This is a genomic window from Streptomyces sp. NPDC002076, assembly GCF_053593835.1.
Map to the genome: position 1 here is coordinate 107,277 of NZ_JBSFDI010000029.1, position 13,089 is coordinate 120,365.

Below are 13,089 nucleotides of genomic sequence, written 5' to 3' on the forward strand. Positions count from 1 at the left end.
CGATACCCGTCATGCCTACGCCGTCATGGACAGGCTGGTGGCTGGTGCGCTCACCTGCGGACGATGTGGTCCGGCGGATACGGGCTGGCCGGCGTGACCGGCGAACCTCCGGCCTCCGCCGTCATCGGTTGCGCGTAGAGATAGGGAACCGGAACCGGCGAGGTGGGAGGGAAACCTGGCACGGCGGCGTCGAGATGGGCGTCCAGGCTCAGCGCGGCGGAGACGAGAGCGAGGTGGGTCAACGCCTGGGGGAAATTGCCCAGTTGCTCACCGGTCAGCCCGATCTCTTCGGAGTACAGACCGAGATGATTGGCGTAGGTGAGCATCTTCTCGAAGACGAATCGCCCTTCGCGCAGATGGCCGGCGCGGGCGAGGGCCTCCACGTACCAGAACGTGCACGCCGAGAAGGTGCCTTCGGACCCGCGCAGCCCGTCCGGAGAGGCAGCGGGGTCGTACCGGTACACGAGGCCGTCGGACACGAGATCCTTCTTGATCGCGTCCAGGGTCGAGAGCCACCGCGGGTCCTGCGGGGGGATGAACCCCACCGCAGGCATCCGGAGCAGCGCGGAGTCCAGGACCTCGCTGCCGAGGTCCTGGGTGAACGCGGCACGCGCCGGACTCCAACCTCTCTGCATGATCTGCCAGTAGATGGCGTCGCGTTGCCTGGTCCAGCGCTGCACCTCACCGGGGCGGCCGCTTCGGGCGGCCATGCGGACGGCCCGGTCCAACGCGATCCAGCTCATCAGCCGCCCGTAGGTGAAGTCCTTGTCGCCGCCCCGCGTTTCCCAGATACCGGCTTCGGGACGGTCCCAGTTCTCGCACACCCAGTCCACCGTGCTGATCAGCGCCTCCCAGATGCGGCAAGTAGTCGGCAGACCGCGCACGTCGGCGAAATGGAGGCACTCCAGCGCCGATCCGTAGATGTCGAGCTGCAACTGGTCAGCGGCACCGTTGCCGACCCGGACCGGAGCTGAGGACCGGTAGCCTGCCCAGTGCCCGAGGGTCTGCTCCGCCAGGTCGGCGGAGCCGTCGACGCGGTACATGACCTTCAGAGGGTGCTCGCCCGAACCGGCGACTTCCTGAACGCGGTCGCCCAGCCACTCGGTGAACGCCATGGCTTCGTCGGTGAATCCCAGTCCGAGCAGCGCGTGCAGGGACAGGGAGGCATCACGCACCCAGGCGTAGCGATAGTCCCAGTTGCGCTCGCCTCCGACCTGTTCCGGCAGACTGGTGGTGGGAGCCGCGACCATGGCCCCGGACGGGGCGTACGTCATCAGTTTAAGCGTCATGGCAGAGCGGTTGATCGTCTCCCGCCACCGTCCGGTGTAGCGCGAATGCGCCAGCCAGTTGTGCCAGAACGCGATGGTGTCCTCCAGAAGGCGCTCGCATTCCTCCGGCGGAACGATGCGGGGCGGACCGTCGGCGAACGTCTCCAGCACGAGGCCGCGGGTCATACCGGCTCGCAGCCTGATGGACATGAGCGCGTTGCCTGCGCGGATTCTCCGGTCGTCCAGGCGCTCGTCGTCGAGTGTGTCCACCACATGGATGGTCAAGTCCGTGCCCCGGCCGGCGAAATGCCAGCCGCCCATGGACGACGTGACCTCATGCGGTTGCCGCGCGTAGTCGAACCGCGGGGCGATCTCGATGTCGAACGAGATCTCGCCACGCGTGCAGCGCAGCATGCGGACCAGCCGGTGCTTGTTCGTCGGACTGCGTGGCGAGGCGGGCGGCATGAAATCCACGACCGAGCCGACGCCTTGCTCGGTCATGAATCTGGTGAGCAGCACACAGGTGTCCGGGTAGTAGAGCTGCCTGGTCGCATACGTCGGCGCTTGGGGAGTGATCGTCCAGTGACCGCCGCTGTCACCGTCGAGCAGTGCTGCGAAGATGCTCGGCGAGTCGAATCGCGGGCTGCAGAACCAGTCGATCGTTCCCCCGGTGGACACCAGCGCGGCCGTGTGCAGGTCACCGATGAGTCCGTGGTCTTCGATCAGCGGATGTTCGTTCATGGGGCCTCTTCCCGACGTGCCGGGCGTCAGCGGTGACGTCGCCACTGCCGACCGTGCGACTTGAGGACATGCCACGCGCCCCACTTCCAGACTGCCCGGGGTGCGCAGGCTTCGCATTCCTCCTGGAAGCGGTGCGACTGCGCGCCCGTTCACGGTGAAGCCGCGTTGCTCCCGCGTTGCGTGGCCCTCCCGCCGAGGTGATGCTGTAGAGGAGGCATGCCGACCATTCGGGTGAACCGAACGCACAGGGCTGCGTGACCTGCGGACTTCGCGGCTTGAGCAGATCTATCCCCCGCCACCACAGACCAACCCCACAAGCCCCGAACGCATCCCGCCCCAGCCTCCCACCATCATGGCAATCGCGTACCCCTGGCCGGTTGCACACGATCGACCCGACCGTATTCTCGACCAGGGAAAGCGCAGACAGGCCCTGTTCGAGCCCGGCGGGCACGGACGCCTGCACGTGCTGCTCGATACGCGCGCCGCGCCCCCTCCGGTCGCTGACGGCACGCAGCTGGTGCTCGGTCAGCCGGTCGTGCCTGATCAGATCGGCTGGCCGTGAGCTGCTTTGTCCTGCTTATTCGCTGCTACACCGACAGCATTGGCCACCGCATCATGATCAGCCCCAAGCGATAGTGTCTGCTGGTTCAGCCTGGACGAATGCCGCCCTCAACCGTGAGGACTATCCATTGCAGCGGTCCAGGAGGTGCGGCGACTGCGCGGCACCTTCCGTCGCATCGGCATCGTTTCAGCCGCGTATGGCACCGGCACCACACCCGCCGCCCAGGACGTCATCGACCAGGGCCGGAACCCGACGCTGCCGGGGCTGTCGTGAGTCCAGGACAAGCCTCCGAGGTCCAAGCGCTGGCCGGTGCGTGTGACTGCTACGTAGGCCAGGCGGGCTTCTGCGTCGTCGATTGGTTCGGGTGGTGGCGCGGGGCTGGTGTTGTCTTCCGGTTCGTGTTCTTTGGGGCGGGGGAAGTCGTCGGCGATCAGTACGCGAGGCCATTCAGGTCCTTTGGCTTTGTGGGCGGTGGAGATGGTGACCTGTGCGTTCTCTTCGGGTACGAGGCGGGTGACGGCGGCGAGGATCGCGTCGGTGCCGTGGTTGTCGACGAGGTTGACCAGGGGGTGCAGGTCGCGTCCGGCGGGGTCGTTGGCGGCGTAGTCCTTCAGATCTCCCCAACCGAGGAAGAGGACGAGTTCCGGGTGGCGGGTAGGTCGTCCTTCCTTCAGGTCGCATGCTGCCTCGGCCAGGGCGCGCAGGCCGTCTCCTCCTCCGGCCAGGGCGACGCGGTGTCCGGCGGTCATGAGAGTGATGACGTGGGCCGATCTTCGGTAGGTCCCGTGTCTGCCACGCGGAGAATTCTGAGGCCGAGACGGGGCGCGAGCCAGCTTTATCAGCTGAGCCGGCCGGAGCGAACCATGCGGATCACCGGTTGCAGGAGGCATCGGCAGCGTTCGAACATGCGGTCGGGGAAGCTGGCTCCTGGCGGGGAATTATGTGGTTCGGGCCGTAGTCCCGTGCATCCTGTTCCGCCTTTCCGGCCAGCCGGCATCACCGGCCGACGGCGTGGAGGAGCTCAGGGCGCGGTGAAGAAGGCGCTCATGCCGTCGACGTCCGACAGGTAGCTGTCGATGGCCGTGATGCGGCCGTGTTGGGTGGTCAGCACGGTCGCGAGGTGTTCGTCGAGCCTGCGTCCGTCGGGGGCAGTTGCCGTGTTGCGGAGTGAGAGGGCGACACCGTGTGCGCCGACGAGAACGTGCAACAACTCGGTGTGCAGTCCCTGCCCCGCGATGTGCCGGGCTCTGCCCACGACCGCATCCTTGCCTCGGATGTGGCCCGAGATGGTGCCGGTTCCCGGCATGGTCCAAGTGACGTCGTCGGCCAGCAAGCCGCTCAGCCTCTCCCAGTCCCGGGCTTGGAACGCAGCGAGGAAACGTTCGGCAACCGTCGGGTCGGCACTGTTCCTGGACACGATCTCCCCCTCTTCACCGACTGTCGTCAATGCCCCACCGACCCTAAGTGGTTCGCCGCCACAGCGCGCGCCAGCAGCCTGGTGCTCTCGCTACCCGCACTGCTGGACACGGTCAAAGAACAGCACGGCCCACCACCACTTGCGTCGTCACGAGGCGGACGGCACCCCGCCAGGTCCGGCACCTCGTCCGTGAATCCTCAGCCGGAGGCGGGTGAATCGGCCGTGTACGCCTGCTCTGTGCGCGGGAGGGGCGACCTGTGGCGAAAGATCTCGGCCACCGATGTGTTCGCGACCACGATGACCGCCATGGCCATGGCGGCGCCGGGATGCCGGACTCCGTACAAAGCTGCTGCTCCGCCACCCAGCACCATCGCCTTGACGGCGAGTACGAGAGGCAGCCGCGGCCGCAGCAGCGCCTTCGGTGCCGCGAACAACGACCACAGCGCCATCGCCACCAGGGGCGTTCCCACGCCCAGCAGGATACGAAGGGCCTCGTCGTCGCTGACGGTGAATCCCCACCAGCTCAGACATGCCAGAGCGGCAAGCTCGACCAGAAACGCCAGGATTTCGTTGGCGGTGTACCACCGCCGCTGATCCCGTACGACCATGGCGTCGGGGGGAGTTGACATGAGGTCCTCTCAGGCGCCGGGGCACCCAGCATGCCAGGGCGACGACGCGTTGAATGCGTCTTCACGGAACTGCGGACAGAGCACCGTCTCCGGAACCCGCAGGTCAGCACAGTGTTGATCGGCTGCGGGAGCCGCACCTGACCTGCGTCCTGCGGCCCCCTGCTCTTCCCGTTTACGGGAACCCCGACTGCCGCAAAGCTATCGCTGGGTGCCCTCAGCGGAGCCGGGCGGGGCTGAGCCGTGATCAGTGTTCGGATGCCTCGGCCACGAGCGCCTCGGCCGTTTCGGTCCGGGCGTACAGAATGCTGCGGCCGATCCGGGTGGGGCGCACCAGTCCCGCGTCCCTGAGCGCGGTGAGGTGCTGTGAGGCGCCGCCGACCGTGAGCCGGGTGAGCGCGGCGAGTTGGGTGGTGGATGCGGGTTCGTGGAGCAGGGTGAGCAGGCGCGCCTTGGGTCTGCCGATCACCTGGGCGAGTGCGTGCGAGGGAGCGGCGGGGCGTGACTCCCAGATGGTGGCGGTTCCGCGCGCCGGGTAGCGCAGGAGCGGCTGCCAGGGAGGTGTGGTGAGCAGTGAGACTCGGGGCCAGGCGAAGGCGGACGGGGCGAGGACCAGGCCGCGCCCGTCCAACTCGACGGTACCGGAGCGGTTGCTGCGCAGCCTGACTCCGAGTCTGCCGTCCTCCCAGCGGAGGTTGGGGTCCAAGTCGGAGAAGAGCTGGCGGCTGCCGCCGGTGGACAGCAGATGTGCGCGGTGCCGTACGTCGGCTTCGAGGACCGCGCGGATGCGCGGCCAGTACGGTGCCACCGCCAGCTCCCAGTAGGCCTCGATGGTGGTCACCACCCGTTCAATCGCTGCGACGGGATCCGCGTACCGGGGCAGCCCCAGGGCATCGAGGTCGGCCTGAATTCCTTCCGCCGGGTGCGTACGCATCGCTGCGAGTTCGAGCCGGATGTCCGGGGCCGCGACCACCGGTGCAGGCGCGACGAAAGCAGCCACCCTCGGCGTGACGAGTTCGGTGACCGGCCGCAGGTCCAGCCGCGCCCGGGCCAACCGAGGGCGTACGGCCGCGAGCCACGGGGCGTGCAGTGCGTGACCCTCCGGCTGCGTCAGGACACGCAGGCTCGCGATCGCCTCCCACAGCGGCGAGATCGCCAAGCGGGTCAGCGCGAGGTCCTCGATGGTGAACTCCAGCTCAAGCATCCACTGAGTTTAGGTATTTCTGAACTCATGGCGAGCTGTGCGGTACGTCCGCCAGCCTCGGGCGTCATGACTCGCGCACTCGTCCCACCCGCACCCGCCGCCGTGGACCGGCGGCACCGCAGCGCGCTCGCCGACCGTGACTTCCGGCTTCTGTACACGGCCGACGCGGCGGGCAGGCTCGGCGCACAGGTCAGCTTCCTGGCGCTCCCCGTCCTCGCGCAGACCGCGCTCCACGCAGGGCCGGGACAGGTCGGCGTGCTGTCCGCGCTCGGCACCGTGGCCTTCCTGCTCATCGGCCTGCCCGCGGGGGCATGGGTGGACCGCATGCCCAAACGGACCGTGCTCGTCGCAGCCAACCTGAGCAGGGTCGCACTGACCGGCTCGATCCCCGTGGCCTGGGTCTGCGGAGTACTCGCTCTTCCCCAGATGTACGTGGTGGTGTTCCTGACCGGGGTGGCGACAGTCTTCTTCGACATCGCACATCTGTCGTATGTCCCCCACCTCGTCGGCTCGGACCGGCTCGTCGCCGCCAACTCCACCCTCACCGGGCTGAATCAGGCCGCGGATGTCTCTGGACGCGGCATCGGCGGCCTGGTGGTGCAGTTCGTCGGACCGGCGGGAGCGATCGTCGCCGACGCGCTCGGCTTTCTCTGGTCTGCGTCGTGCATCGCGCGGATCCGGGCCGCCGAGCCAAGCCCGCAACGTACAGCCACGACCAGACCCCCGCTCTGGCGGGAGACGGCCGCCGGGCTGTGCTTCGTGCTCGGCCATCCGATGCTGCGAGCACTGGCCGTCAAGGGGGCTGTGACCAACCTCGCGATCCAGGTGTGCCAGGTGTCCTTCGTGGTGCTGTTCACCGAGAAACTGCACCTGTCGGCCGGAATGTTGGGGCTGGTGCTGTCGACCGGTGGCATCGGCGGTTTCCTCGGCGCGATCGTCGCGCCCGCCGTCGGCAGGCGCCTCGGGCACGGCCGGGCCTTGTGGATCGTCGGCGCGGCAACGGGTCCCTTCGCCCTGCTCACCGCTCTCATGGCCCCAGGGCCCCTGCTGTGGGTCGGCGCGGCCGGCTGGATGGTCACCATCGTCCAGACCGGCCTGGCCAACGTCCTCGCGGTCAGCACCCGCCAAACGGTGACCCCTGCGGTGATGCTGGGCCGGATGAACGCCACCTTTCGGTTCCTGCTCACCGGGGCTCTCTCCGTCGGCGCCCTGCTGGCCGGGCTGATCGGCACCTGCTTCGGGGTCCGCCCCGCGATCTGGACCGGCGCCGTCCTGATCGCTATCAGCTGGCTCGTCGTGTTCCGCTCACCGCTGCGGAACGTACGTCACCTACACGAACTGGGCAGCTGAGCCCGACATCCCCGTCGAACCTCCTGCGGCAGAAGCACCCTCCACCATCCCACCGCAAGCCCTTGGGCGACTTCAAAACAAACCGACGTCGCAGGCTCGGTCAGAAGGTGGCTCCCGCACTCACCTCGAAACGACTCCGCCCTCAGATGCGCCAGCGCGTCGAGCTCAACCGTCCGAAGCACACCAGTAAGCCGCCGGTGACCAGTACTCCAGGCGTAGATCGTGATCTTGTCTCTTGTCTGGGGGAGGTCTGGGCTCGGGTCTACGCGATGTTGTTGGCAGACTGCCAACCGATGACGTCGTCGTGTTGGACGTCGCGCAGGATCGCTCCCCCGAGACGGGCTCCGGTGATGTCGGTGAGGCCGTATGGCGGTCTGCCGGTGTTGACGCGGCCGAGGACGGCGTCCGTGAGATCCGCACCGCGCAGATCCGCGTCGCGAAGATCGCAGCCAGCGAGGTGCGCTCCCCGCAGCGAGGCTCCGCGCAGGTCAGCACGGCTCAGATCGCAGAACTTGAACGAACAACCGTCCAAGCTGGCGTGGCGCAGGTCGGCCTCTGCGAACGAGCATCGGGTGAATCGCAGCTGCGAAGTCCTGGCCGAGGCCAGGTTCTGGCCGGTGAAGTCCTCGCCGCTCAAGGCTGAGTAGCGCTGAAGTGCGGCGAGTCGTTGTCGGGGGTTCGGGGGCGTGGCCATGAGCGCTAGCGTGCCAGCCGAGCCGGAAGCCGGCTCGCGGATTTTCAGCGGCCGGGCCACTGCGGGACCGGACGCGGCCACCGTTGATCATCGGTGTCAGCCGGGGAACTCCGCCACGGCCTTGCCGAGATCGCGTTCGAGGTCACCAGGCGTCTGGAGGCCCCGGTTCGCGAGGTAGTCCAGGCGCTCGCGAGATTCGGGCAGTGCGACCAGGCTGAGGAACGTGGCCGAGTCGGAGCGGACGTTCGCCGGGTGTGGCAGCGTGAGGTCGTTGATCATGCGCTTGGCGGCCTTGACTCCTGCGGGTGGGAACCCGGCGATGCGCTTGGCCAGGCGCTCGACGAAGCCGTCCAGTTCGGCGTCGGGCAGGGCGCGGTTGATCCAGCCGTAGCGTTCGGCGAGGTCGGCGTCGAAGTCGTCGGCGCCGGTGATGGCCTCGATCGCACGTGTTCTGCCCAGCCGCCGGGTCAGGTGCTGGATTCCGCCGGCGCCGGGCAGGGCGCCGGTGCCCGACTCGAACTGTCCGAAGACCGCGTTCTCGCGCGCGGCGAAGATCATGTCGCAGGCCAGGGCAAGTTCGTTGCCGCCGCCGCGGGCCCTGCCGCGCACCTTGGCGATGGTGATCACCGGGACGTGTGCCAGCTTGTACAGGAACATGCCGAGCGAGGCGTCACCGGGGCCGCCGGCCTTGGCGGCTTCCGCGGTGTACTGCGGAATCGCCGTGAGGTCTACGTGCGCCGAGAAGAATTCCGGTGAGGCGCTGTCGATGACGACGACCCGCACGTCACCGGGGTCGGTGTGCAGAGTGCCGACGAGGGAGACGAGGTCACGTACGAGGTCGACACCGATGAGGTTGAGGGGGCCGGCGTCGAGGGTGGCGAACAGGACGCCGGCCTCTTCTCGGGTCTGAATCGACGAGTAGGCGAAGCTCATGATCTTTCCTTCGGGTGAGGCGTGCGGAAGGGAGCCGGGAAAGGGCGCAGGTTCTGGAACCACTCCAGGGCCATGCGGGGTGTGGCGAGAAGCGCCTGCCCTCCAGGAGCACGAGACGTCTGGGCTGCGGCGCCCGCTGGCTGGCACTCAGCAGGAGATCCACGCCGGTGGTGCCGCCGTGCTCGGCGACGAGATCAGCAGTGGGGTGGGACCGACCTGCCCGATCCACTGCTCAGGGTCGCTATGTCCTCCAGCGTGGCGGAGCTGTCGTCGCTGAAACAGCACAGATGGGGCATGTCTCTTCCTCGGATCGCATTGGGCACGCCGGGGAAGGGGGGCGTTCGCCGGTCAGGTGAGGTGCTCGCGGAACCAGGCGCGGGCGGCGTCGCTCGCCCGGTCGAACTGGCTGGTGTACGGGTCGAAGTGGCCGCCTGGGATGAGCTGCAGGCGCTTGGGCTCAAGGGCCCGTTCGTAGGCGGCGAGTGCCAGGTCGGTCACGGTGACCGCGTCGCCCAGGGCGACCACCATGAGCAGCGGCGTGGGAGATACCCGCGTGATCCAGATCCCGGGCTCGTACATGCGCGCCGCGCGGGTTGAACGGACCGTGACCTTGTTCTCCCATGCGCCGTCGGGTGTGGGCTGCAGGTAGAAGTCGATGGCCTCCTGCGAGCGGTAGGAGGCGGGCACCGCCGGATCGCTGCTGACGATGGCCACGGTATGCGGATCCTCTCCCCGGAACCGGGCCCGCTCGTCCTGTGCGAAGGACTCCTCGAGGCTCGCCACGGCGTCCGGTGCCACGCGGCGCAGGCCCTGCTCGTACCCGCTGATGGTCGGCACCTGGGAGACCACGGCGCGCAGCCGACGGTCGGTCGCACCCAATACGATCGCGTGCCCGCCGGCATAGCTGCTCCCCCACAGGCCGATCCGGTCGGCATCGACCTCTGGCCGGCTCTCCAGGTACGAGATGGCCCTCCGCCAGTCGGCGATCTGCTGCCAGGGGTCGACATCCTGCCGGGACCCGCCGTCGCTGGCCCCGAAGGTGCGGTGGTCATGCACCAGGACGACGAACCCGTCCTCGGCGAAGGCTCGCGCGAAGGGCTCCAGACCGTGCTCCTTCACTCCTGCATAGCCATGGGCCATGGTGATCGCCGGGTGAGGTCCCGGCCCGTCCGGCAGGAACAGCCATCCGCGCAGCGTGACTGCGTCGTCGGCTTGGAACTCGGCATCCTTGCGTTCGATCATGAAAGCCTCTCAAGGGGAACAGGACTCAGTCCTGCTGGAACGATCAGCCTCTATGACGACGCGCAGTGCCGTGGAAAGCCGATACTGGTGACCGCGTCAGGTGGATATCCGGACGGCGCCGGGGCCCAGGACCGGCTCCACGTCGGAACCTGCAACCTCGTGGCCGCAAGCACAGCGCAGCTCGAGGTGTACTTGGCCGCCGCAGCCGGAATGGCGCAGCACCACCGGCGCGGCCGCAGGGTTACCGAGGTGGGTGTCGCCGTACTGGAGCAGCGCGGCCAGGATCCATTGCAGGTCGTGGGCGCGCGCAGTGAGGCGATACTCATGGCGGGAGCGCTGTCCGGCCTCCTGGTAGCTCCGGCGTTCCAGCAGGCCGGTGTCGACCAGTTGCCGAAGGCGCTCGGTGAGGGCCCTGCGGGAGATCCCGAGGTGCTCGGCTATCTCGTCGAATCGATGCAGTCCCGCGAAGACCTCGCGAAGGATGAGCAGGGTCCATCGCTCGCCGACCAGGCTCAGTGTTGCGGCGACGCTGCAGTTGCCCAGATCAAGTTCTCGCCACTCCATGACGACAGAGTACCTCTTGAGTTCCGTTATGGAACTCAGCCTTGACGCCTTCTGGGTTCCAGATGGAACCTTAGATGGTCGGCGCTGACCCACGTATCGCCTTCAGCCGGTGGTCGGAAGCCTGATCAGCTCCGCTTCGGCTGTGCAGGGAGCGCGAGTCGCCTCTCCGCCCCGCGTCCTCCCGCCGCATCCACCGCGGCCGGAGCCGCTCAATCCCCCCGACTGCACAAGCCGACACTGCAACTCCCGAGGAGCAGCTCATGCCCGTCTTCAACGCCCACATCCCCGCCAACCGCTTCTCCTCGGAGCAGAAACGCGTTCTCGCCGATGCGCTGAACCAGTCACTGGTCCAGGCCCTCGGAATACCCGAGGGCGACCGGTTCATCATGATCAGCGAGCACGGCGAGAACGAACTCTTCCTGGACCCGACGTTCATGGGCATGCAGCGCAGCAGCGACGCCATGATCATCACGCTTCAGCTCGGGGCCCACCGACCTCTGGAGGACAAGCGGGCCGTGGCGGCGGCCATCAACAAACTCGTGGTGGAGGCACTCGGCGTCTCGCCCGACGACATCTTCATCGCGTTGATTCCGGTCCCGAACGAGAACTTCTCCTTCGGCCGCGGCGAACTCCAACTTGCCGACGGCGCCCCCCGCTGGTGAACCACGGCCGCGCGGTGCGGTTGCCGCACCCGAGCCGGCCGCCGACCGGGCTCTCGCCCCGGACCGGCACACCAGGGAAGAGTACAGATCCGATGCCGTGCTTGAAGGAGATGTGATGCAGGTAGCCGTGGTCACCTTCGACGGGTTCAACGAACTCGACAGCTTCATCGCGTCCGCGCTGATCAACCGATGTCGTAGGGACGGCCTGGAAGCCTTCATCACCACGCCGACGCCGGTGGTCACCTCGATGAACGGCGTCGAGGTGACGGGGCAGCGCCCCATGGAGTTCGTGACCGACGCCGAGGTCGTGCTGATCGGCAGCGGCGTGAAAGCGCGAGACGTAGTCGCCGACGACCAGCTGATCTCCCGGCTGCCGCTCGACTCTTCGCGACAACTGATCGGTGCGCAATGCTCCGGCGCGCTGGTGCTTGCCCGGCTCGGACTGCTGGACGGCATGCCCGCCTGCACGGACATAAAGAGCCGGCCCTTTGTCGAAGCCTGCGACATCACCGTGCTCGACGCGCCGTTCCACGCCGAGGGGAACATCGCTACGGCAGGAGGCTGTCTGGCGTCCCAGTACCTCGCCACCTGGGTCATCACCCGCATGCTCGGAGAGGACGCCGCGCGCGACGTCATCGGCTACGTTGCTCCGGTCGGCGAAAATCAGGAGACCGTCGAGCGCGCCATGCGTGCCGTCCACACAGGCCAGGTCACGCTGCACTGACGCCCGCGATCAGCCTGGTCGCAATGGATGGCTTGGTGATCATCGGTCCCTGAAATCCCCGGCGCGAGCGAGCCGCCTGTCCCTGGATTGGAGCGGGAGAGGCGCTTTCGGCCCCCTTTCGGCCCCGGACTCGGATGCCTGGTGTGCAACTTCGGCGCCGAGGTGTCGGACCACTCCGTAAACATCCGCTCCGCCGTCCAGGGCGGCCAGCGATCGGAGGCGCACGTCCGGCGGGTGCTCACGCCAAGCCCAGGAGGCAGGTGATGCCGCTCTCGACGTCGAGGAGGCCGCGCTGTTCATCCTCAGCGCCTTGGAGGGCACGCTGATGGCGCCCGGGGCCGCCAAGTCTTCCGCTCCCTTCGATGCCGTCTTCCGCATGGTCTTCGACGTTGCGCTAAACGCGCCCACGGCGGCCAGGCGGAGAGTGCGTACACCGCACCACGAGGACCCCGGATTCAGAGGCTGAATAGGCTGGGGTTGTCACGGACGTAATCGGCCACCCCCGAGGGAGGCCGCCCGGTGACCTGCTCGACACCGTCCGCCTTGCGGTCGTATCGATTCTCGGCGTGAAGACGAGCCATGGTGGAGATGTGCTGAAAGGCATGGTCCGGCAGCCCCAGCGGTCTGAGATCGTCGTTGATCCATTCCTGCAGCGGGACGTCGGTGTACCCGACCGGTCGTCCCAGAGCTGCGGAAAGCTCTGCCGCCATGGCCGTGGCGTCCTCCGAGCGCGGGCCGGTCAGCTCGTAGATTCGGCCGATGTGCGGGGCCGGATCGGACAGGATCTCCTCAACAACCGCGGCGACGTCCCGAGCCGTCACAGGGGAGGTTTTCGCCCGGCCGAAGGGCAGTCTGATGCTTCCGTTCTTCGCGATCGAGGAGAAGCCGACACGGAACAGCGGGTTCTCCATGAAGACGGTGGGCCTGATCTGGACGACGGGCAGGCCTGACCAGCCGAGGACCTGCTCCACCATCCAGTGCTGCCGCTGCTGCACGGACTCGGAGGTGCTAGTGCCGCATCAAGCAACGTTCGCCTCTTGGGACGTCGACTGGTAGTTGGCCAGATGCCCGCACCCGGTCGTAGGAAATGACTGTGATGGCC

The 13,089-nt window shown here is 67.7% G+C and carries 13 protein-coding genes and 1 pseudogene; 4 read left to right on the forward strand and 10 right to left on the reverse strand.

Going from position 1 to position 13,089, the window contains the following annotated elements; genetic code table 11:
- Positions 1-50 precede the first annotated feature (50 nt).
- A complete protein-coding gene (locus ACWCQS_RS40405; RefSeq protein ID WP_451009115.1) occupies positions 51-2,009 on the reverse strand; it encodes a glycoside hydrolase family 15 protein in 1,959 nt (652 codons plus the stop codon).
- Positions 2,010-2,361: 352 nt separating this feature from the next.
- Between ACWCQS_RS40405 and ACWCQS_RS40410 the strand changes: the two genes are divergently transcribed.
- Positions 2,362-2,571, forward strand: coding sequence for a hypothetical protein (locus ACWCQS_RS40410; protein ID WP_451009116.1), 210 nt, complete (start codon positions 2,362-2,364; stop codon positions 2,569-2,571).
- 107 nt (positions 2,572-2,678) lie between these two features.
- Here ACWCQS_RS40410 and ACWCQS_RS40415 read toward each other — a convergent pair.
- From ACWCQS_RS40415 to ACWCQS_RS40430, 4 genes and pseudogenes are all read right to left on the reverse strand, one after another.
- A pseudogene (locus tag ACWCQS_RS40415) lies at positions 2,679-3,338 on the reverse strand (3'-5' exonuclease); the annotation flags it as partial.
- 254 nt (positions 3,339-3,592) lie between these two features.
- A complete protein-coding gene (locus ACWCQS_RS40420) occupies positions 3,593-3,988 on the reverse strand; it encodes a nuclear transport factor 2 family protein (RefSeq protein WP_451009117.1) in 396 nt (131 codons plus the stop codon).
- A gap of 197 nt (positions 3,989-4,185) precedes the next feature.
- Positions 4,186-4,617 (reverse strand): YrdB family protein, encoded by a 432-nt coding sequence (locus ACWCQS_RS40425; protein WP_451009118.1) that lies wholly within the window; start codon positions 4,615-4,617, stop codon positions 4,186-4,188.
- A gap of 244 nt (positions 4,618-4,861) precedes the next feature.
- The gene (locus tag ACWCQS_RS40430; protein WP_451009119.1) at positions 4,862-5,818 is read right to left on the reverse strand and encodes a DUF5937 family protein; all 957 of its coding nucleotides are present in this window, start codon (positions 5,816-5,818) and stop codon (positions 4,862-4,864) included.
- Positions 5,819-5,884: 66 nt separating this feature from the next.
- Between ACWCQS_RS40430 and ACWCQS_RS40435 the strand changes: the two genes are divergently transcribed.
- The gene (locus ACWCQS_RS40435) at positions 5,885-7,168 is read left to right on the forward strand and encodes an MFS transporter (RefSeq protein WP_451009120.1); all 1,284 of its coding nucleotides are present in this window, start codon (positions 5,885-5,887) and stop codon (positions 7,166-7,168) included.
- Positions 7,169-7,430: 262 nt separating this feature from the next.
- Here the strand turns inward: ACWCQS_RS40435 and ACWCQS_RS40440 are convergent, their stop codons facing one another.
- The 4 genes from ACWCQS_RS40440 to ACWCQS_RS40455 form a co-directional block, all read right to left on the reverse strand.
- A complete protein-coding gene (locus ACWCQS_RS40440) occupies positions 7,431-7,862 on the reverse strand; it encodes a pentapeptide repeat-containing protein (protein ID WP_451009121.1) in 432 nt (143 codons plus the stop codon).
- Between the two features lie 96 nt (positions 7,863-7,958).
- Positions 7,959-8,795, reverse strand: a complete 837-nt coding sequence (locus tag ACWCQS_RS40445; RefSeq protein WP_451009122.1) for an enoyl-CoA hydratase/isomerase family protein — start codon at positions 8,793-8,795, stop codon at positions 7,959-7,961.
- A gap of 348 nt (positions 8,796-9,143) precedes the next feature.
- Positions 9,144-10,037, reverse strand: a complete 894-nt coding sequence (locus ACWCQS_RS40450) for an alpha/beta hydrolase (protein WP_451009123.1) — start codon at positions 10,035-10,037, stop codon at positions 9,144-9,146.
- A gap of 96 nt (positions 10,038-10,133) precedes the next feature.
- Positions 10,134-10,601, reverse strand: coding sequence for a winged helix-turn-helix transcriptional regulator (locus ACWCQS_RS40455; protein ID WP_451009124.1), 468 nt, complete (start codon positions 10,599-10,601; stop codon positions 10,134-10,136).
- Positions 10,602-10,861: 260 nt separating this feature from the next.
- Here ACWCQS_RS40455 and ACWCQS_RS40460 point away from each other — a divergent pair, with 260 nt between their 5' ends.
- On the forward strand, positions 10,862-11,263 hold the full coding sequence (locus ACWCQS_RS40460) for a tautomerase family protein (RefSeq protein ID WP_451009125.1): 402 nt from the start codon (positions 10,862-10,864) through the stop codon (positions 11,261-11,263).
- Between the two features lie 115 nt (positions 11,264-11,378).
- Positions 11,379-11,987, forward strand: coding sequence for a DJ-1/PfpI family protein (locus ACWCQS_RS40465; RefSeq protein WP_451009126.1), 609 nt, complete (start codon positions 11,379-11,381; stop codon positions 11,985-11,987).
- A gap of 455 nt (positions 11,988-12,442) precedes the next feature.
- Here the strand turns inward: ACWCQS_RS40465 and ACWCQS_RS40470 are convergent, their stop codons facing one another.
- A complete protein-coding gene (locus ACWCQS_RS40470; RefSeq protein ID WP_451009127.1) occupies positions 12,443-12,982 on the reverse strand; it encodes a hypothetical protein in 540 nt (179 codons plus the stop codon).
- Positions 12,983-13,089 lie beyond the last annotated feature (107 nt).